Source organism: Paenibacillus durus (assembly GCF_000756615.1).
GTDB lineage: Bacteria > Bacillota > Bacilli > Paenibacillales > Paenibacillaceae > Paenibacillus_AQ > Paenibacillus_AQ durus.
This window is the reverse complement of sequence record NZ_CP009288.1, coordinates 3515975-3536230: the sequence shown is the minus strand read 5'-3', so window position 1 is coordinate 3536230 and position 20256 is coordinate 3515975. Positions and strand designations below refer to the sequence as shown.

Annotated in this window: 15 protein-coding genes; 9 read left to right on the top strand and 6 right to left on the bottom strand. The window is 51.2% G+C overall.

Translation table 11 applies throughout. The features are described 5' to 3' along the window. Nucleotides 1–38 precede the first annotated feature (38 nt). From PDUR_RS14965 to PDUR_RS27345, 4 genes are read left to right on the top strand one after another with little or no spacing between them, the layout of a single operon-like run. Entirely contained in the window at nt 39–1184 is a 1146-nt protein-coding gene (locus PDUR_RS14965; RefSeq protein WP_179945159.1) for a hypothetical protein, read from the top strand. Beyond that, the gene (locus tag PDUR_RS14960) at nt 1177–1875 is read left to right on the top strand and encodes a response regulator transcription factor (RefSeq protein WP_042206960.1); all 699 of its coding nucleotides are present in this window, start codon (nt 1177–1179) and stop codon (nt 1873–1875) included. Before PDUR_RS14965 ends, PDUR_RS14960 begins: the two co-directional genes overlap by 8 nt. Further along, nucleotides 1872–3335 carry a sensor histidine kinase gene (locus PDUR_RS14955; RefSeq protein WP_042206959.1) on the top strand — a complete coding sequence of 488 codons (1464 nt, stop codon included), beginning with the start codon at nt 1872–1874 and terminating at the stop codon, nt 3333–3335. The genes PDUR_RS14960 and PDUR_RS14955 overlap by 4 nt, the downstream gene beginning before the upstream one ends. Further along, nucleotides 3332–4420, top strand: a complete 1089-nt coding sequence (locus PDUR_RS27345) for a GNAT family N-acetyltransferase (RefSeq protein WP_052410241.1) — start codon at nt 3332–3334, stop codon at nt 4418–4420. Before PDUR_RS14955 ends, PDUR_RS27345 begins: the two co-directional genes overlap by 4 nt. A 103-nt stretch (nt 4421–4523) precedes the next feature. Here the strand turns inward: PDUR_RS27345 and PDUR_RS14940 are convergent, their stop codons facing one another. Next, nucleotides 4524–5750: a glucose-1-phosphate adenylyltransferase gene (locus PDUR_RS14940; protein ID WP_042206958.1), complete on the bottom strand. Its 1227-nt coding sequence runs from the start codon at nt 5748–5750 to the stop codon at nt 4524–4526. A 357-nt stretch (nt 5751–6107) separates the two neighbouring features. On the opposite strand from PDUR_RS14940, the gene glgB reads away from it, so the two are divergent. Beyond that, nucleotides 6108–8201 carry a 1,4-alpha-glucan branching protein GlgB gene (gene glgB / locus PDUR_RS14935; protein WP_081949889.1) on the top strand — a complete coding sequence of 698 codons (2094 nt, stop codon included), beginning with the start codon at nt 6108–6110 and terminating at the stop codon, nt 8199–8201. A 30-nt stretch (nt 8202–8231) separates the two neighbouring features. Further along, the gene (gene glgA, locus PDUR_RS14930; protein ID WP_042206957.1) at nt 8232–9662 is read left to right on the top strand and encodes a glycogen synthase GlgA; all 1431 of its coding nucleotides are present in this window, start codon (nt 8232–8234) and stop codon (nt 9660–9662) included. Nucleotides 9663–9805: 143 nt separating this feature from the next. Here the strand turns inward: glgA and PDUR_RS14925 are convergent, their stop codons facing one another. Then, complete coding sequence (locus PDUR_RS14925) at nt 9806–11620, bottom strand: alpha-glycosidase (protein WP_081949540.1); 1815 nt, start codon at nt 11618–11620, stop codon at nt 9806–9808. Nucleotides 11621–11936: 316 nt separating this feature from the next. Between PDUR_RS14925 and PDUR_RS14920 the strand changes: the two genes are divergently transcribed. The 3 genes from PDUR_RS14920 (at nt 11937) to PDUR_RS14910 (ending at nt 14209) form a co-directional block, all read left to right on the top strand. Further along, nucleotides 11937–12740 (top strand): transporter substrate-binding domain-containing protein, encoded by an 804-nt coding sequence (locus tag PDUR_RS14920; RefSeq protein ID WP_042206956.1) that lies wholly within the window; start codon nt 11937–11939, stop codon nt 12738–12740. Nucleotides 12741–12840: 100 nt separating this feature from the next. Continuing rightward, entirely contained in the window at nt 12841–13500 is a 660-nt protein-coding gene (locus PDUR_RS14915) for an amino acid ABC transporter permease (RefSeq protein ID WP_042206955.1), read from the top strand. Further along, complete coding sequence (locus tag PDUR_RS14910) at nt 13487–14209, top strand: amino acid ABC transporter ATP-binding protein (protein ID WP_042206954.1); 723 nt, start codon at nt 13487–13489, stop codon at nt 14207–14209. The genes PDUR_RS14915 and PDUR_RS14910 overlap by 14 nt, the downstream gene beginning before the upstream one ends. Nucleotides 14210–14316: 107 nt before the next feature. Here the strand turns inward: PDUR_RS14910 and PDUR_RS14905 are convergent, their stop codons facing one another. Genes PDUR_RS14905 through pelF form a run of 4 tightly spaced genes read right to left on the bottom strand, consistent with a single transcriptional unit; the run spans nt 14317 to nt 20254 of the window. Then, nucleotides 14317–14997, bottom strand: coding sequence for a DUF4956 domain-containing protein (locus tag PDUR_RS14905; protein WP_042206953.1), 681 nt, complete (start codon nt 14995–14997; stop codon nt 14317–14319). A gap of 16 nt (nt 14998–15013) precedes the next feature. Next, nucleotides 15014–15727, bottom strand: coding sequence for a polyphosphate polymerase domain-containing protein (locus PDUR_RS14900; RefSeq protein ID WP_042206952.1), 714 nt, complete (start codon nt 15725–15727; stop codon nt 15014–15016). Nucleotide 15728: 1 nt separating this feature from the next. Next, complete coding sequence (gene pelG / locus PDUR_RS27340) at nt 15729–18836, bottom strand: exopolysaccharide Pel transporter PelG (protein WP_052410240.1); 3108 nt, start codon at nt 18834–18836, stop codon at nt 15729–15731. After that, nucleotides 18812–20254: a GT4 family glycosyltransferase PelF gene (pelF, locus tag PDUR_RS14885; protein ID WP_042206951.1), complete on the bottom strand. Its 1443-nt coding sequence runs from the start codon at nt 20252–20254 to the stop codon at nt 18812–18814. The genes pelG and pelF overlap by 25 nt, the downstream gene beginning before the upstream one ends. Nucleotides 20255–20256 lie beyond the last annotated feature (2 nt).

Sequence of the window (20256 nt, the reverse complement as noted above, 5' to 3'; positions counted from 1 at the left end):
TGAAGTCGCCGAGGCTTTCAGAGGATAAGGCGACCCTGATGGCCGCCATAAGCACATTGAAGCTTATTCGTCCGAATAACGACGACGACAGCTCCATCCGCACAGAGGACCTCAACGGGGACGGCGTTCCGGAAACGCTGGTCTTCTATGAAACGCCGGGGGAGACGGTGGAAATCCACGGTTTGATTTTGGAGAAGCAGAGCGACTCCTGGGTCAAGAAGCTGACCTTCGACGGCGCGGGCACCGTGCTTGAATCAGTCGAAATCAGGGACTTGACGGGTGATGGCATACCGGAAATCATAGCCGGCTATTCCCGGGGAGACGAAGGGCTGCAGAAAGGTCTGGTCGTGTACAGCTATTCAGGTACTTCACTGGAAGAAATGCTGACGCTCCCCTACACCAAATATGTGATCGATGATTTGAACGGAGACGGGATGGATGACATAACGGTCGTTTCGCTCAAGCGGAACGAGTCCTCCACATTGTCGACCTATCAGTACAACGGCGGGTTCAAGGAGCTTGACCGGCTGGAGAATCTCGATCCTTACATTAATAATTACTACAACGTGGCTGTCGGCAAGGTAGCGAAAGGTAAAGAAGGCATCGTTCTCGATGCCGCCGTCAATTCGCATTCCGCCTACAGTTATATGGTCGTTATGGAGAATAACCGTTTCAGAGTCGTACTTTCCGGAGACGACAGTACCTTTAAGGATCGCCGGATTTCAAGCGGGGACATCAATGGAGATGGCATTATCGAAATCGGCCTGATGGAAAGACCGTCCGGCTGGGAGAATTTCGAGGCGGATGCCGTCCCCTGGTTCTACTCTTACTATAAATGGGATGGAAAGGAAGGTCTGGTCTTCGCGCTGCAGCAGTATCGTGATCCATCAGACCGGTTTACACTGAACTTTCCTCCGTCATGGCACGGCAAGGTTACGGTTGATACGAAATCCGTGCAGAATCGGTATCTCAAGTTCATCATGACCGACACCGGAGAGACGGTTGCCGAAATTTCCTTTTTCTCCACGGAGGAGTGGAATCGGGTGAAAGATGACGGCTGGGAGCTTTGGGGCCAGGATGCGGACACAATCATCGGGTATCGGGGTAAGCTGGAGCAGAATGCAGACGGAATAAAGAAAGGGAACACTACGGTTCCCGCAGAGAGGAAGGGAATCAATGAGTAAGGTGCTCATACTGGAGGATGAAGAATCCATCCGCAGTTTTATTGTCATCAACTTGAAACGCAACGGGTTTGAAGTGCTGGAAGCGGGCGACGGCAATGAAGCTCTCGCCAAGCTGAATGCGGTACCCGATATTGATATCGCGCTGCTAGACGTGATGGTGCCGGGTATTGACGGTTTCGAAGTATGCAGACGAATCCGCGAGACGAATGAACGGATCGGCATCATTTTTCTGACGGCCAAGGTGCAGGAGCAGGATAAGGTATATGCGCTGTCCGTCGGCGCCGACGATCATGTCAGCAAGCCTTTCAGCCCGACGGAGCTGATCGCCCGCATCCAATCGCTCCTCCGGAGAGTGAATGTGCACCGGGAGCAGTCCGCCAAGGTGTCTTTTCAGTCCGGCCCGTTTACGCTGGATCTCATTTCCAAGCAATTCAAGCGCAGCGGAACTCCTATCGAGCTTACACCGACCGAATTTTCGCTCGTGCAGTTTTTCTTTGAAAAAGAAAATACACCGCTCAGCCGGGATCTTCTGCTCGATCATGTGTGGGGCAAGGAGTATATGGGCGACCCGAAGATCGTAGACGTCAACATCCGCAGGCTGCGTCAAAAAATCGAAAACAACCCATCGGAGCCCGAATATCTGCAGACAGTATGGGGGCACGGTTATAAGTGGAAAGGTCAGGGACAATGATCAAGAAGGGGATGCGCAGACAGATTGTTTTACACTACATTCTTGTAGTTTTTTTGGCGCTTCTCCTCGTGGAAGTCATCTTTCTGATCGTAATTCGGACGTATTACTATGACAGCATCTATACCCGGATTACGACACAACTCAATCAGGCGGAATATTTTTATCGGGTCACTAGTAGGGACTCCCCGATTTCCCTGCAGGAGCTGCTGCGCAGCTTCGAACTAAAGGATACGGAGCTTCAAGTGCTTACACTGAAAGGCGATATGATCACAAGCTCGACGGGCTTCCAGCCTGACCGGACGATTACGACGAGCGATGTGCCGGAAGCGGTCGGCGGCGGAATCGGACGGTGGGTCGGCAGACAGCCGGGAACTAACGAAAACGTTATGGCCGTCTCCAAAGTGCTGCAAATCCACGGCCGCGACTCCTATGTGCTGCGTTATGTGACCTCTGTTGAAGGAGTGAACGCCGATTTGTTTAACGTCACTCTTATCTCGGTTAGCGTTGGCATAGCCGTACTTGCGGTCGTCGCCGCTTTCAGCTTCGGGTTGGCCAACTCAATTATCAAGCCGTTGAACAATATTACGGCGGTATCCGCGCAAATGGCCAAAGGCAAATTCAATGCGCGCATTAAGGGAGATTATCTTTACGAGATCGGCGAGCTTGCTTCCACCCTGAATTACTTGGCCGAGGAGATTGTGCGGAGCAATCAGATCAAGGACGATTTTATCTCCTCGATATCGCATGAACTCAGGACGCCGCTGACCAGCATCAAGGGCTGGAGCGAGACGTTAATCTCCGGCGGTTACGACCCCGAAGAAACAAAGCTCGGTATGAGCATTATTTCCAAGGAGAGCGACCGGCTGATTGGGCTTGTCGAGGAGATCCTCGACTTCTCCAAGCTGCATCAGAATGAAATGAAGCTTTCCATCGGCATCGTAGGTGTAAAAGAGCTGCTGCAGGAAATTATTCTGAATCTGTGGGCCAAAGCTGAGAAAAAGAGCATCAGGCTTGTGCTGGAGGCGGAAGAAGGCATTTATGTCAGAGGCGACGCTAACCGGCTGAAGCAGGTGTTCCTGAATTTGACAGACAATGCGGTTAAATTCTCGCATGAAGGCTCAGTCATCATGCTTTCTGCGCGCCGTGCTGACGAGGAAAAGGCCGAAATCGTGGTGCAGGATAGCGGAATCGGCATCAGCCAGGATCACTTAAACCGGGTTAAAGACCGCTTCTTCCAGGTGGATTCGCTTAATGGCGGCACCGGGCTTGGTCTGGCTATTTCTCAGCAGCTGGTGGAGCTTCATGGCGGAACGATGGAAATTGAAAGCGAGCTTGGCAAAGGCACTAGGGTTACGGTGTACCTGCAGCTTGCGGAGCCGTCTCCGGAAGTGGAGACGATGGGGCAGGAGAGCCTGCCCATGCCGGAGGAAAATCATGATCGGGAGGAGGGAAATACATGAGTTCGCCGGTTATTGGAGATATCCACACTTCCCAGGGCAGACTTACCGTGGTTCGAGCAGACTCCGGTATGGCCGGAGATGTTCTGAAGCTGCTGCGGGAAGCGGCGCAGTGGATGCGCGATAACGGCCTTACACAATGGAAACCGGAGCAGTTCAAGGAAGAGGAAATCCTGAGTTACTTTGACGAGCGTGAGGTCTATATCGTTATGCAGGGCGGCGTGGCTGCCGGTATGTTCACCCTGCAATTTGGAGACCCCCAGTACTGGGGACGGCGAAATGACGAGTCATTTGCTTATCTTCACAGGCTTGCAGTGGCGATGCCTTTCCGTGGAGCGGGACTGGGCAGCAAGCTGCTGAAGTTCGCCGCCGAGACGGCCAAAGCCTCCGGACGCAGCGGGCTTCGTCTAGATACGATCGCCGATAATGTAAAGTTGAACCGGTATTACCAGAGCCAGGGATTCCGTTATATGGGCACCAATGATGTCGGCGGAGGGCGGCTTGTCAATCTGTATGAAAAAATAGAGATTTTAAGCGATATGAATGCTATTCGGTTGCAGTATTTTGATGTAGCGGACTTCGAATGTCTGAGACGTTGGAGCGTCTCGCCGGATTTCCTCAAGCAGTGGGCGGGGCCTTCGCTTCACTTTCCGATACAGGATGATGAGCTGAGAAAATATCTCACCGGCGCCAACCATCCCGCTGAGTCCGAGCTGATGGTTTACAGCGCCGTGCATATGGCAACGGATACCGTTATCGGACATCTCAGTCTGGCCGGCATTGACCGGGATAACGGTTCGGCCCGAATTACCAGGGTCATACTTGATCCGGAATACCGGGGAAAGGGCTATGTACGCCGGATGATTGGCGAAGCTATGCGCATCGGGTTTGAATCATTGGACCTGCACAGGCTTGCGCTCGGTGTCTTTGATTTCAATACCTCCGCGATTCGTGCTTATGAAGCTCTTGGATTCCGCCGGGAAGGCGAGCATCTCGAAGCGGCCCGTTTCAGTGACCGCTATGCGAATCTTATCGAGATGGCTATGCTGGACAGAGAGTGGAATGAAATGAAACACAACATTATATAACGTACATAACGGGCGTCATTCGTTCCGGGAGTTTAACTCTAAATAAGAAAGGGTTGTTTCACAGACATTAACCTGTTGAAACAACCCTTTTTGATTCTGGTTCTTACGAGAGCAGCCCCCCGGCCCGGAGTCTTCCGGTGCCGGCCTTCTCGTATACATCCTGAAGCAGCCGGGAAGGCTGGGTAAGGATAAGCGGTTTGGGCGCAACCGTCTCGTTCGGTCCGACCACAGCGATCCGATCAATGCTTCCTTTTACAACAGCCCCTTCTTTGATAAGAGCATCTTCCCCTATGATCGCATTTTCGATGTATGCGTTTTTGCCGATGCGGGCGCCGGGCATAATCACGCTGTTCGTGACGAAGGAGGTTTTGCCGATTTCAACATTGTCGAAAATAACCGAACGTTGGATATTGCCTTCCACAGAGGCATACTCGCTAATCAGGGATTCCGCATCTGTGGATTGACCTTTGGACCGGATGGAGGATGGTTTGGATACTTGAGAGCGGCTGTACATGGGCCAATTCGCATTGTTAAATTTCCAGCCATCTCGTTGCAGGAGATCCATATGTGCCTCCCACAGGCTTTCCACCGTGCCCACGTCACGCCAATAGCCTTTGAAACGGTAAGCGAAAAGGATATCATCATTCTGAAGCATGGCGGGAATTACATCCTTGCCGAAATCGTGGCTGGAACTCTTGTTCGCTGCGTCGCTAAGCAGGTGAGCCTTGAGATAATCCCAGCGGAACATATAAATACCCATTGAAGCCAGGTTACTTTCCGGTTGTTTGGGCTTCTCGACAAAACTCGTGATTTTCAGATCATCGTCAACATTCATGACACCAAAGCGGCTGGCTTCCTCCCACGGGACTTCCATGACGGAAATAGTCGTCTCGGCGTTTTTAGCAAGGTGATAATCAAGCATTTGGCGGTAATCCATATGGTAAATATGATCACCGGACAAAATAAGCACATTCTCTACATTAAGTTTGTCGATATATGGAATGTTTTTATAAATAGCATCTGCCGTACCCGTATAGCAATTTCTTTCTTCACTGCCGGAGGGCAGCAGTGTTACGCCTTTGCGTTCTTCCGACCGGAGACCCCAGGCCTCTCCCGTACCGATATGGCTGTGAAGGGAACCAGCTTCATATTGCGTCAGTACGCCGATCGTATCAATACCCGAGTTCACACAATTGCTGAGGGGAAAATCAATAATTCTGAAATGTCCTCCGAAAGGGACGGCCGGTTTGGCCATACTGGATGTAAGTGGAGCAAGTCTGCGCCCTTCCCCGCCTGCTAATAGCATGGCGATGCAATCTTTTTTACTCATTCGTTTACCCCTCCAAAAATGTGTTTTGTCAAAACAATACATGTTATATAACCTGACCGACTGACGTCTGAAATGTGAACAACGAAGCTAAGTGAAATATATTACAAAGTCCATTGGAAAATTACACAAAAATGACTGAGATCTTCATTTCTTTTTCACTTATTTGCCAGCACCAATTATTTTCAAACGAATGCAATTGGGGTAATGTATTAGGTGCATCCTGTTATATAAAATATTCCTACAAAGTGCGGCTTTGCTTCGGAGTATATTAAGGTACTTTGCAGGGACCCCGGAAACCTTAAATCATTCTTACAAAAGGTGGTATTTCAATTGGCTGAGCAACCAACAGCAGTAAACATGCCGTCACCGGAGGATATTTACTTGTTTCACGAAGGTACCCATTACCGCAGTTATCGCATGCTCGGAGCGCATATTTCCGTGGAAGAAGGAGTTCCCGGAGTACGTTTTTCCGTGTGGGCGCCCCATGCAACATATGTAGGATTGGCTTGCGATCGAAACGGCTGGGATGGAAGCCGTGAGGAAGACTCGTTATATAAGATACCCGATTCGGGGATTTGGACTCGTTTTTTCCCGGAAATTGCCCGGGGAACATTTTACAAATACAGAATCGTCGGCCAGGACGGCTCGAGCTTTTTGAAAGCGGACCCTTATGGATATCAGGCTGAGGTCCGTCCGGCTACCGCGTCGGTTGTGTCCGATATTGAAGGCTATCGCTGGGGTGATGGGGCCTGGCGGCGTAAGAACAAAGGTTCTTACAACAAGCCTCTCAATATTTACGAAATGCACCTTGGCACATGGAGACAGAAGGAAAATATTCATAACAAGGAAGGCGGGGAGCTATACACCTATACGGAAGTCGCCGACCTGCTGATTCCCTATTTGCAGGAGCTGGGCTATACGCATGTGGAGTTCATGCCGCTGGCGGAGCACCCGTACGATCTTTCTTGGGGGTACCAGGGAACGGGCTATTTCGCCGCAACGAGCCGGTACGGAGAGCCGAAGGAGCTGATGTACCTGATCGACCGCCTGCATCAGGCGAATATCGGCGTTATTCTCGACTGGGTGCCTGCCCATTTTGCAAAGGATGATCCAGGCCTGCGCTTATTTGACGGCTCGCCATGCTATGAGTACAGCGATCCGATGCTGGCGGAGAAGCCGGGATGGGGAACGCTTTCTTTTGACTTCGGCAGACCGGAGGTCTTATCGTTCCTTATTTCCAACGCTTTGTTCTGGTATGACGTGTACCATATCGACGGCATGCGTGTGGATGCGGTTACCAGCATGCTGCGCCTTGATTTTGAGAAGCAGGAACATCAGTTCAGACGCAATGTCAATGGCGGTCTTGAGAATCTTGAGGCCATAGCCTTTTTGCAGAATTTGAATACCACAGTGTTTCAGCATTACCCGCATGCGTTGATGATGGCGGAGGAATCCAGCGCGTGGCCGCTCGTAACCGCTCCTGTTCACGATGGCGGGCTTGGTTTCAATTACAAATGGAATATGGGCTGGATGAACGATACGCTTGCATATGTCGAGAAGGAGTTTGATGCCCGCCCCTATCATCACAATTTGCTGACATTCCCGATTGCCTACGCTTACTCGGAGAATTACACGCTGCCGCTTTCCCACGATGAAGTGGTGCATGGCAAGAGGTCGCTGCTGAATAAGATGCCAGGCTCCTATGAGCAGAAGTTCGCGGGCCTCCGGCTGCTGCTGGGTTATCAGATGACAAGCCCCGGCAAAAAGCTGCTCTTCATGGGCGGCGAATTCGGCCAGTTCATCGAATGGAAGGATCAGGAGGAGCTCGACTGGCTGCTGCTCGATTATGAGAGCCATCGGAAAATGCTGGCCTACACGGCTGCGCTCAACAAGTTCTACATTGAAGAGAAAGCGCTTTGGGAGCTTGATCACAGCTTTGATGGGTATGAATGGATCAGCGCGGACGACAACTGGCAAAGCGTCATTACTTATATTCGCAAAGGGAAAAAGGCTGGCGACCAGCTTGTTGTCGTCATCAACTTCCAGCCGGTGGAGCGGCCGAATTACCGAATCGGCGTTCCGAAAGCGGGAACCTATGAAGTGGCATTCAATTCGGAAAGACCGGAGTTCGGCGGCTCCGGAACGTCGCCAGGCCCATTGAAGACAGAGAAACAAGAGATGCATGGCCAGCTCCAAAGCCTTGCACTGACCCTGGCTCCGCTCAGCATGGTGGTGCTAAAAAAGAGTGGACGGAAGGCGAAGGGAGATGAGACGGCAGTATTAGATGAAGTTCCAAAAGGAAAAGCTAAGACGACGCGTGCCAAAGCTAAGAGTGAAGCTAAACCGGCTGACAAGACTCCAAAGTCCGAAACGCCGGCCAAAAAAGCAGCTCCGCGCAAACGTAAAACAAAAAGCGACGAAATCCCGCAGGAAACGAATCACTCTATTTAACAGTTAGTTACACAAGAGGAGGAAAAGGGAATGAAAGTGCTGTTTGCCGCTGCGGAAGGCCACCCGTTTATCAAAACGGGAGGCCTTGCCGACGTAATTGGTGCGCTGCCGAAGGCGCTGAAAGAAGCCGGAGTGGACGTAAGAGTCATTTTGCCGAAGTACCGCGGGATTCCGGAGAAATACCGCTTACAAATGGAGCCTGTCAAGGTAATCGAGGTGCCTGTAGGCTGGCGGAATCAATACTGCGGAATCGAGCGGCTGGATCATGAAGGGGTGCCAGTCTATTTTATAGACAATGAATACTACTTTGGCCGTGACGGCATATACGGATATCTGGATGACGCGGAACGGTTTTCTTTTTACAACAGAGCCGTTTTAGAGGTGCTCCCGGCGATTGACTTCCAGCCCGATGTGCTGCACTGCCATGATTGGCACGCCGCCGTCATTCCCATGCTTCTGGAGGGGCATTACCGCAACAATCCGTTCTACAGCAACATCCGTACCGTATTCACCATACATAATCTGCTGTATCAGGGAGTGTTTCCATTTGAGGTTCTGGGCGATTTGCTCGGCCTGGACGGCAGCTTTTTTCTCGGGGTGGAATACTACGGCAATGTTAATTTCCTTAAAGGCGGCATCGTGTTCAGCGATCATGTGACTACGGTCAGTCCGACCTATTCGCAGGAAATCAGAACGCCACACTTTGGTTACGGTCTGGACGGCCTGTTGAATGACCGGGCCGATCATTTAAGCGGTATTGTCAATGGTATTGACACGAAGGCCTATAATCCGGCGACTGATTCCAAAATCTTTACGAAATACCGGAATAATCTGAACAAGAAGACCGAGAACAAAATCGGTTTACAGCAGGAACTGGGTCTCCCGGTAGCACCGCATATCCCGCTTGTAGGCATGGTCACTCGCTTAGTCGATTCGAAGGGACTTGACCTCGTGACCCGGGTGTTGGATGAAATGCTGTATTTCGACACCGTCCAGTTTGTCGTCCTTGGTACCGGGGATGAAGCATACGAGCGCTGGTTCCGCGAAGCCGCATGGCGTTATCCGACCAAGCTGTCTGCGCAGATCCGGTTCAGCGATGAGCTGTCGCGTAAAATCTATGCCGGAAGCGATTTGTTCCTGATGCCGTCGAAGTTCGAACCGTGCGGAATCAGCCAACTGCTCGCTCTGCGGTATGGCAGCGTTCCGGTTGTCAGGGAAACGGGGGGGCTGAATGATACCGTTCACTCCTATAACGAGGAAACGGGGGAAGGGAACGGATTCACCTTCCGAGATTATAACGCTCATGACATGATGAACACCCTTCGCCGGGGGATATCCTTCTATAACAAGCCCGAGCATTGGAAACGCGTGACCCGCAACGCTTTTACGGGAGATTATAGCTGGGATGTATCCGCGCAGGAGTATATCGATATCTATAAGAAGATCACCGGGCAGGGATAATATTCGGGCTGAATGTACGCTGATTCACGAAAATAAAGAAAAAGGCAGCTTTCTCACAAGTGCTTGAGCGCTAGAGAAAGCTGCTTTTTTTACCGAAATCCGATACTTAAGTCTAGACTGATTTTGCGGCGGCCAGCTTGAACTTATCGGTGTACGGGAGAGTGCTCTGTTGATACTCGGCCGGACGCGTTATGAACGAAAGGGGGCATCTTCTGCTCTACACGGCGGGATAAAATGCGGAATCCATACGGTTCGAGAGAGATGTGCATGATACCTTCATCGGGTCTTACCGCGTCGCCAGAGAGCGCATCGGTCCAATCGTCGGTCTCAATCGTGTGGCTTAAGCTGCGGGGTTCGGGTGAATTGTTCATCCAGATTGTAAAATGGGTATCGCTGTCCACACGTTCATAAATGATGCAGGGATCATCCTTGCAGGCGCCCAGAATCCGGTAACTTCCGCCTCGCAGCGCAGGATTCTCCTTGCGAAGTGAAATCATTATTTTATAGAAATCAAGAAGCTCATGATCCTGTCTGTCTGGGTCCCATTCCATACATTTACGACAGCCGGGATCGCCTTCGCCGGACAGCCCAATTTCGTCACCGTAGTATATACATGGCGTACCAATGAAGGTGAATAGGAAGGCGACCGCGAGCTTCATTTTCCGCTTGTCTTCCCCGAGAACGTTAAGCAGACGCGGGGTGTCGTGACTGCACAGAAGGTTAAAGATGACTTCATTGGCCTGCTTGGGGTAGCGCATGAGCAGACCGCCTATTTTATTTGAGAAGGTGTAGCTGTCCATTCCGCCGTTAAAGAATTCCAGAACGGTTCCGGAGAACGGATAGTTCATGACGGAATCGAACTGGTCTCCGAGCAGCCAAGCTAGCGAATCGCTCCATACCTCGCCTACGATATAAGCGTCCCGATTGGCTTTTTTCACAACCTTGCGGAAATCATGCCAGAAGTGGTGATCGATCTCGTCGGCCACGTCGAGGCGCCAGCCGTCCAGCTTGACTTCCTTGATCCAGTATTCCGCCACGTCCAGCAAATAGGACTTGACTTCCGGATTGGCCGTATTGAATTTGGGCATTGCCTCATAAAATCCGAAGGTATCGTAAGTCGGTATACCGTCCACGACTTCTACGGGGAAGGAATTGATATGGAACCAATCAGCATATTTGGAGTGTTCGCCTTTCTCCATAACATCCTGAAAGGGCGGAAATTGTTTGCTGCAGTGGTTGAACACCGCATCGAGCATGACGCGGATGCCTTTCTCATGGCAGAGATCGACCAAAGTCTTCAGCTGCTCATTATCGCCAAATTGCGGATCCACCCGTTTATAATCAATGATGTCGTATTTATGATTGGACGGGGACACGAACAGCGGCGTGAAATAAATCGCATTTACGCCGAGATCAAGCAGGTAGCTGAGATGATCGATTACCCCCTGGATATCGCCCCCGAAAAAGTTGTCGTACTTCGGTTCACCGCCCCAGGCTTCAGTTCCCTCCGGGTCATTGGCCGTGTCTCCGTTGGCGAAACGTTCCGGCATAATTTGGTAGAAGACCGCTTCTTTAGCCCACTCCGGAACCTTGAACAAATCAACTTCATGGATATACGGGAAGTCGAAATTGTTACCCGGAGGCTGCGGTATCTCATGCATAATCCCTTTGCTGGACATATAAGCCGTTTCACCGCCTGATTCGATTCGAAAAAGATAGGACAACCGTTTATATTTAGGCCGCGCACAGGCTTCCCAATAATCGAATAGTTCGTCGGAAGCGGCTTTTTCCATCGCAATTTCCTCGAAAGTCTGATCCCAAGCATATTTGTCACCGGTCATGACATATACCGCATCAGCGTCATCCCGTTTGGTCCGCATCAGCAGATGCACGGATTCCTTGTCATAGGCATATGCCCATTTATCGCGTGGAACGTGATACAAAGCTTCCAGCAGCATGGTCTCCCCTCCTAAATCTGATTGAAGCGCCACTACGCCTCCCGAGCGGTATACTTAGTTTAATACCCTTAAATACATAGTATTAAACTATTTTTCTGAATGTTTTCAGAAACTGATACTGCCACTCAACCTGCTAATTTCGCAAATAAAGGATGCGGCACTTCCCTATAATTTTGGTCAATTTGTCAACAAAATACTCTTTGCATATTCATGTAGGTTGAACTATAATAAGTCGGTCTGGGTCAAAAAGGCAACTAACATACTTAGAGATGGGCTTCAAATCGCCCGACGAGAGAACAGGGGAGAGAAAGAGAAAATGAACAAATGGATCAAAATGTCTATGGGGATGCTGCTTGCGGCAAGCCTTATTTCTGGCTGCGGCAAGGATGGTTCCACTACCAACACCACAGAGGGCAATGCCGGCGCGGCGAAGACCTTGACGCTGGGAACAAGCGCGGACTTTCCGCCGTATGAATTCCACAAGATAGTGGAGGGTAAAGATACCATCGTCGGTTTTGACATTGATATTGCCAAGGAGATTGCTTCCGATATGGGCGCGGAGCTGGTCATCAAGGACCTGCCGTTTGACTCGCTGCTGAATGAGCTGTCCAGCGGAAGAGTGGATATGGTCATTTCAGGTCTTAGTCCGACTCCGGATAGAGCCAAGCAAATCGATCTGTCCGACATTTATTATAAAGCCGAGCAGGCCGTTGTGGTCCGCGAAGCTGACAAGGATAAATTCAGCACGATGGATACCTTGAAAGGCGCGAAGATCGGCATTCAGACCGGTTCCATTCAGGAAGATATCGCGAAAGGAATCGAGGGGGCGAAGCTGACATCGCTCGCTAAAATTTCCGATATCGTGCTCCAGCTTCAATCAAACCGTGTCGATGCATCCATTATGGAAGGGCCGGTAGCCAAATCTTTTGTAAAAAATGTAAAGGGTCTGACTATTACTGACGCGAAGCCGCAAGTGGAAGATGACGGTTACGTCATCGGGGTCAAGAAGGGCAACTCGGAGCTCCTGACACAGATCAACAAGACTCTGGGCGAGCTGAACTCTGCTGGAAAGATCGAAGAGTATGTGACCAAGGCGAGCGATCTGGCCGTGAGCAAGTAAGCTTTAAAGCTGCGCTGGTATGTTGCTTTTCACTCAAATGAAGAAAATGGCGGTGGTCCGCCGTTTTCTATTTTTTTGTTGATAGGAGGTTTGGGGTAGGATGAATTTGCTAAATATGGCCTATGAATACCGCAGCTTTTTTCTGACCGGACTGCAGTACACGCTGCTTCTCGCGGTAATCGGAGTCATCTGCGGCTTCGTGCTCGGGATCGTCGTTGCTCTGCTGCGGATGTCAAGCTTCAGAGTGCTTCGCTGGATCGCCGCCGCCTGGGTGGAATTTCTGCGCGGAACGCCGATGCTTGTTCAATTGTTTATTATTCACTACGGTCTTCCTTCAATCGGACTTGAGTTTACCGCGATACAGTCGGGGGTGATTACTCTTACAATCAACAGCTCAGCTTATCTTGCCGAAATATTCCGGGCGGGTATTCAGGGCGTGAACCTGGGACAGACGGAAGCGTCACGTTCACTCGGGATGACGCAGGCGATGACCATGCGCTATATTGTTCTTCCGCAGGCGTTGAAGAATGTACTCCCGGCGATAGGCAACGAGTTCATCACCATCATCAAAGAATCGTCCATTGTCGGCATGATTGGAGCGATGGATTTGTTGTTCCAAGCCAGAACCATTACCACGATTACCTATGACGGACTGACTCCGCTGCTGGTTATTACTCTGATGTATTTTATTCTGACATTTACATTATCCAAGGTCCTTGGCCGGCTGGAAAGGAGATGGAGCGCCAGTGATCACCGTTAAGAACTTGCAAAAGGCATTTGGAAAGCTGGAAATTCTGAAAGGTATCGATCTTACGATACAAAAAGGTGAAGTGATTGTCGTCATCGGTCCCAGCGGCTCGGGAAAAAGCACCTTTTTACGCTGCCTGAATCTGCTGGAACAGCCGACAGGCGGGGAAATTACCTTTGAAGGACAGTCCATTACGGACCGGAAGCATGATATCAATGTTACTCGCGAAAAAATGGGTATGGTCTTCCAGCAGTTCAATCTGTTTCCCCACAAGACCGTACTGCAAAACATTACGCTGGCTCCGATCAAGGTTAAGAAGCAGTCTCCTGCGGAAGCGGACAAAATAGCGATGGACCTGCTGCGCACCGTCGGTCTCGAAGATAAAAAGGATGCCTACCCGTCGCAGCTCTCGGGCGGGCAGAAGCAGCGGATCGCAATCGCCCGCGCGCTTGCCATGCATCCGCATGTCATGCTGTTCGACGAGCCGACCTCGGCGCTTGACCCTGAGATGGTGGGCGAGGTGCTTGAGGTCATGAAGAAGCTGGCCGAGCAGGGCATGACTATGGTCATCGTTACCCACGAAATGGGCTTTGCCCGCGAGGTAGGGGACCGGATTCTGTTCATGGACGGCGGGTTTATCGTCGAGCAGGGAACGCCTGCCGAAGTGTTTGGCAGCCCAAAGAACGCCAGAACGAAGGATTTTCTGAGCAAGGTTTTGTAACGTCTCAAGATAAATACGGCCCGGGAGTGAACATTTGCTGCCAACCCGTATTGAAAAAAGAAGCGCCAGTGATCAGCTACTTTAGCTGTTCTGGCGCTTTTTCATAATTATTGGGCGTAATCTCCGGTGTAGTTAATCAGCGAAACATCCATAACGCCTTCGATGGAGGAAATGTCATGGACGAACGAGGTGTTGTTGTCCCGCATTCTGAGTTCGACCGTAAGCTCCACAAAGTCCTTGCGGATCGTCTTGGATCTCAGCGTATGTTCAATTTTCCGCATCCGGACCCGAAGCTCCGTGGTGGCGTCTTCCGAGTGACGGATAATCAGCAGGTAAGGCTGCTCACGGACTTTGCGGCGGGACAGCCACAGCAGTACGAGTCCAATGACGAGGGAGCCGATGAGCGCGACAGGATAGAGTTTGGCTCCAGTCGCAATGCCGCCCGCGATTGACCAGAACATGTATACAATGTCCAGCGGGTCTTTGACGGCGGTACGAAAACGCACGATACTGAGTGCTCCAACCATACCGAGAGAGAGCACGATATTGGAGCTGATGGTCATGATAATCATGCTTGTAATCATGCACATGAGCACGAAGGCGGCATTGTAATTATAGCTGTAGACGACCCCGCGAAAGGTTTTGCGGTAAATGTAAAAGATGAACAGACCGACACCTAAGGAAGTGATAAGACCGAGCAGGACATCGATATATGAAACGGTCCGGAAGGCATCAAGGTGCAGCGCGCTTTTTTTAAATAAATCCTGGAAATTTATAGTGTCATCCATTTTGAGGTGTATCCCCTTATCGTTTGAAATGAAGTTTGGCGGCTTCCCTGCATATTACATATTTGGATATCGTGGACCGGACGCTCGCAGCCGGGGTGGTGATGAGACGTACCGGTTCCGGCAGGAAGCGGTTGAATTTAATTTCCAGAATGGTCCGTGTGGAATCGTCCAGAGCTTCCCGAAAAGCCAGCCCGGGGTCGAACAGATCCAGACTGTTGATGCCGGAGGACAGCTTCTTGTCGAATGTAATACGGACATCCCCGTAATCGTATACATAGGCTTCACGCACGTAATCGACGATTGCCGCCCGGCGGAAGCCCTTATAAGTAAGTGCCCTGTATAAATCCCGAACAAGAGGATGCGGCGAATCCGCAATCGACGAGGCGTCCCCGTGCACAATGTTTTCATACTCGGGGCGGGTTAGCGGAGCGCTCTCTTTACTTACATAATCCCCGTATTTACTCTTGCGTTCCAGCTTAATCGAACTGTCGCTTGCATTGTATATCCGAATTCGAAACTTCTCGCGCCCAAAAATTCCGTTTGTCTTATCGTACAGCGCATGATCCACAGGACTGTCGAAGTACAGACTGCGGATGCCGTAGCCGTCCGCGTTCTGCGAATACGGATCAAGCGGAAGCAGCGACGCTACACGCTGACGCATGGATAAATATTCATGGGGATGCAGATAATATTTGAATTCGTGCCTGAGAGGCCGGCCCATAAATTCCATGTCAGTTCACCTTAACCTCTCTGACTCCGTTGTAGGCAGTGCCTTCACCGTCGTAATAAATATCAAATGCGATTTGCGAATGTCCCTTGCCGTCGGCCGCCGTTACCTTCCAATAGTACGTTCCTGGCGAAAGTCCGCTGAGCCGCACGGAGGTACCCGGTGTGCTTATCCGTTTGACCACCTTTGTAAACTGCGGGTCCCTGGCCAGAGTAAAATCATAATTCAGGGTGTCTCCTTGAAGGTCGAACGAGGCATCCCACTGAAATACGGAAGTTGTCCCCTCCTGATGCAGATCGTCCAGAAAGAAGGGCTTGGGCTTCTGTATATCTTCAATAAACCGCTTCATGGAGCGTTCGGGAACTGTACTGATCGTTGCCAGATCCTTGGGGACATCGGAAAAGAGCTCCGGGAGAAAGCCTTTGTCGGGCTGCTTACTGGTGTACAGCTGTGTGATAGGGGCGTACAACGCGACTCTTTTGGAAATGATATCGTTATTGATATAGTCCCGGTACAACTCGTCGATCTTGTCCTTTAGCAGGTTCACATTTTCCATATTGCGGAAAAAACGGTTATGCAGCTTGGAGCCCCAATAATTGCTGATGCCGCTGCTGTAAGTGATGATGTTAGCCGAATTTTGCTGCAGCTCCCATCCTCCATCATAGTCCCATGGAAGGAAGTACCATTTTTCGGAGTTAAGCGGGGAGTATAGCAGGAAATTCTGGGTATTCGTATCCATGTTGTCCATTAAAATGTTGGAGGCCATCCAGGTCAGATAGTTATCCAGGTCAAAGTGCTTGTCTATAACTTCATTGATTGGAATGGACAGATTGTTCACATCTTTCAGCATGTCCAGCAGTTTCCGGTGATCTTCACGCCCGTTGATTTGCAGGCGGGTTTCAAACTTGGCCTTGTCATACAGCGGATCATCCTGCAGCCGAAGCTCACCCTGATACTCGAAAAACTCAAACATGGTAGCTTTGTATAACTGTCCGTATGGGTCAAGCCAGTGATTCTTCAGGAATTGCTTGTTAGGCTGTTCGATCTGAGTGTACAGTCCATAATCGATGAACGGCTTTGAATTGGCCGCGCCGCCTTCGCTCAGATCCTTCACATAGAGATGCACGAAGCGGGTACGCAGACTTGTAATATTCGGGATGGTCTCGAACAGATCGAAGCTGAGTTTATTGCGCAGCCTCGAGGGGTCGTAGGCATGCTTGTTCAAGTTAATCGTGCGCTGATCATTCCATAGTCCCGCCAGATCATTCAGTTTGATCTTGTACGACCGCTGGGAAGCATACCGCGTCGAATTCCCGCGAAGTGAAACATGGGCGTTGGCTTCCTGGGATGAGTAGCCAAAGGACCCTGAAGCCGGTCCGCTGCCATCGGCTGCGCCTTCCTGCAGGATGGCGTTCAGCGAGCCTTCTTCCATCCGGCTGCGAATCCGGTTCAGCTCATACCAGGTGAGGGGGGCTTCGCCTTCTTGTTTGTCACCTTCAAGCACGGTCAAATACAAGGTATCCACGGAGGTATCATTGTCCCTTTCATAGATGCGCTTGTCCTCGGCCAGCTTATCCTGGGTAACCGGCTCGGAGATTGGGGAATCCGCCGCCTTCGGGGCGCTCTTCTCATCCAAGCCGCTGTCCATGCAGCCCGTCAGCAGAATGACCAGAACGGCAAGCGTAACGGACGCCAGCCCCGGACGGAACAGACGCCCCCGTTCCCGCTTGACCGGATTAACAGGCTGAGCGCAGAAGGTGTGGTAGTCAATGCTGCGGACATAAATGATTAACCGTCCGAGTGCAAGCAGCACGGCAATAAAGGAAGCGGCAAACAAACCATAGCCATCGTAGCCGCCCAGCATAGAGAGGGTGCTTAAGCCGGTATTCAGAACGAGAAAGACACCGCTGATCATAAAAACACCTTTCCGGTCATCGTAATACAGCAGAAGCAGCATGATGACGAATGTAATGATGAAGAAATAATAGCCTAACAAAAGGATGATATACACATCAAGCTGATTCATGCTAAAACCGATCATGGGCAGAAGCTTGATGCCGAGCGCAAGACTGATAACCGTAAACATGAGCTGGGTTTCCATGACTAACGTCAGTTCACGGATCAGCGTCCGCTGCATCTCCCGGCGGGCCTCTGATATTTCCTTAAATGTTCCCCGCTGCCGAATCAGATCGTAATAACCTCTGAATTTCTCATAGAAATTGGTCTCGACGGCGACCGTAAAGAGAATGAGGGTCGGCATGACGCTTAAGTAGGCATAGAAGACCGGCGTATCATAAAAAGGAGAGACGAGATAGCGGCCGGCCACCTCTTTGTTCTGCGGGCCGAACCAGTACACGAAGCTGTGTGTGTATACACCCGTATAGAGGAATGTGCCAATTCCGAACAACGCTGGATATTTGCTGAAATAGGACAGAAAATGAAAATATAAGCGGGAATCCCGAGGGGGAAACACCTGCTCGAAGTGCCTATTAGTCAGCAGCAGCACAAGGAAAAAGCCCGCATCCACTGCGGCCAGCATTCCCGCGGCTGTCTGATAGGGTGTATATTCGCAGACGGCCCAGGCTCCCAGTGCGGCGGTGCCGGCACCATACAGAAAGCCGCGAAAGATGCGCTTGTAATCCTTGAGCGCCGTAAGGTGAACGGACTGCAGCCAGATGAGGATCAGCTCCATAAACAGGAGAAACGCGGCAGCCTTGTACGCGAATCCGGCTTCAACGCCTTTTAGGAACACCAGCGCCGCTACCGCACCCGCAGGCAGACATACGGCTGCTGCCCCGTAGTAGGAGGAAAGGGCGTGCTGGTATTGCTTCTGGAACAGCATATCCGACAGGAAACGGGTCAGCACCATAGAGACGCCGCCGGTGACCAGCACAGAGAAGATGAAGGCATACACAATGGTGGTCATGAACAGTTCCCGCTCCAGAAAGGCCGCGCCGGAAACCGCCATCAGACGCTGAATGCCGGCCACCATTGCCATACAGAGGATCATCGGTCCGACCGTCGACATGGACGAGTAGGCGTATGCCCGAATCTGACGAAGCAGTCCCTGCTGGTTATGTAGTTTTCTTAGCTCGAAGCCGATGCCGGCCATGACCGCCCCTCCTCATAATTCAGATAAAATTCGCGGTAGCCCTCGATGAACTGTTCTCTGGTATAGTGCGCCTCCGCCCGTTTAAGACCGTTGAGGCCCATCTGCTCCCGCAGCTCGCGGCTGCGGCCAAGCCGAATAATGGCGGACGCCATCTCATCATAATGCATGACGGGAACAACAATGCCGGCGGGACCGTAGTTATCACCGTTGCCGAACAGAAGCTCGCGGCAGCTGCCGATATTGGTCGTGACGCACGGTTTCCCCGCGGCCATCGCTTCAAGGATGGCCAGCGGCATACCCTCGCTGATGCTGGAGAGCAGGATGATGTCGAGCCTTTTCAAATATTGGCGCACATTGACCTCGCCTGTGAAAATGATATCCTGCACCTGCAGCGTTGCCGCCAGCTCAAGGCATTCGCGGTAATAATCTTCGTTTTCTTCCCAGGGACCCAGAATGTACAGCTCTGATTCGGGCAGTTCCCGCTTCACCAGCGCGAAGCTTTGAATCATGGTTTTGATATCCTTGATCGGCACGATACGCACGATGGCGCCGAGCCGGAGGGGGCCGCCTTCCGGGGGAGGTCCCGCCACTTCCGCATAATCCGCGACATTGACGCCATTTGGGATAATGCTGATTTTCCGTTCATCGCAGCCGATCTCAATTTCAATGTCGCGGTTGCGGCCAAAGAGTGTAATGACCTGATCGCTCATGGAATAGGCTGCCTCGGACAGACGGTAGAAGTATTGAATCCACAAATCCTTGAAATAGCCCTGCACCCAGTCCGCCTTGATAATCTCTTCTTCTCTCTCCCGGGAATAAATGCCGTGCTCGGTTAGCAGATAGGGCTTGCCGTAGAGATGCTTGGCGAGGGCGCCGATGACTCCGGCGTAGCCGGTTGATACGCTGTGGTACAAATCCGCCTTCGGAATATCTTCGCGGATCGTAAGCAGCAGCGGAAGCATCATGGACCGGACGGTCCAGTACATTTCGGTGAACGGCACATGTTCATAATCTTCCTGGCAGCGTTTGGACAAGACCCGGAAAAATTCCCTGCTCATCAGAAACTGAACGGCTGAGGTAACCCGCCCTGAACGCAGCAAATCGAACAGACCGGCCCAGTCCACCGCAGTGCCGCCGCCAAGCAGGGAGCCAATCGCTTCATGCTCGGCAGGAGTGAGCCGGAGGCGGTCCCTGCGCGGCTTTACCTCATTCAGATAGCTGTTCAGGAAGATTTCTTTCACTTCAACGATATTTGAAGGAAGCTGATACTTGAAAGCCCCCCGCTGCTTCTCTTCAGCTCCAATAGCCAGAATAATAAACTCATGCTCAGTCAGGCTGGTAACCAGAGAATGAATCCAACTGGAGACGCCTCCGGTGATATAGGGATAGGAGCCTTCCGCTATTATACATATTCTCATGA

Bases quoted from the DNA above. Each gene is read 5' to 3' on its own strand.
- PDUR_RS14960 (WP_042206960.1), top strand. From the start codon at position 1,177: ATGAGTAAGGTGCTCATACTGGAGGATGAAGAATCCATCCGCAGTTTT.
- PDUR_RS27345 (WP_052410241.1), top strand. From the start codon at position 3,332: ATGAGTTCGCCGGTTATTGGAGATATCCACACTTCCCAGGGCAGACTT.
- PDUR_RS14915 (WP_042206955.1), top strand. From the start codon at position 12,841: ATGAATTTGCTAAATATGGCCTATGAATACCGCAGCTTTTTTCTGACC.
- PDUR_RS14955 (WP_042206959.1), top strand. From the start codon at position 1,872: ATGATCAAGAAGGGGATGCGCAGACAGATTGTTTTACACTACATTCTT.
- PDUR_RS14925 (WP_081949540.1), bottom strand. From the start codon at position 11,620: ATGCTGCTGGAAGCTTTGTATCACGTTCCACGCGATAAATGGGCATAT.
- pelF (WP_042206951.1), bottom strand. From the start codon at position 20,254: ATGAGAATATGTATAATAGCGGAAGGCTCCTATCCCTATATCACCGGA.
- PDUR_RS14900 (WP_042206952.1), bottom strand. From the start codon at position 15,727: ATGGAATTTATGGGCCGGCCTCTCAGGCACGAATTCAAATATTATCTG.
- PDUR_RS14905 (WP_042206953.1), bottom strand. From the start codon at position 14,997: ATGGATGACACTATAAATTTCCAGGATTTATTTAAAAAAAGCGCGCTG.
- PDUR_RS14940 (WP_042206958.1), bottom strand. From the start codon at position 5,750: ATGAGTAAAAAAGATTGCATCGCCATGCTATTAGCAGGCGGGGAAGGG.
- PDUR_RS14965 (WP_179945159.1), top strand. From the start codon at position 39: ATGGCCGCCATAAGCACATTGAAGCTTATTCGTCCGAATAACGACGAC.
- pelG (WP_052410240.1), bottom strand. From the start codon at position 18,836: ATGGCCGGCATCGGCTTCGAGCTAAGAAAACTACATAACCAGCAGGGA.
- glgA (WP_042206957.1), top strand. From the start codon at position 8,232: ATGAAAGTGCTGTTTGCCGCTGCGGAAGGCCACCCGTTTATCAAAACG.
- PDUR_RS14920 (WP_042206956.1), top strand. From the start codon at position 11,937: ATGAACAAATGGATCAAAATGTCTATGGGGATGCTGCTTGCGGCAAGC.
- glgB (WP_081949889.1), top strand. From the start codon at position 6,108: ATGCCGTCACCGGAGGATATTTACTTGTTTCACGAAGGTACCCATTAC.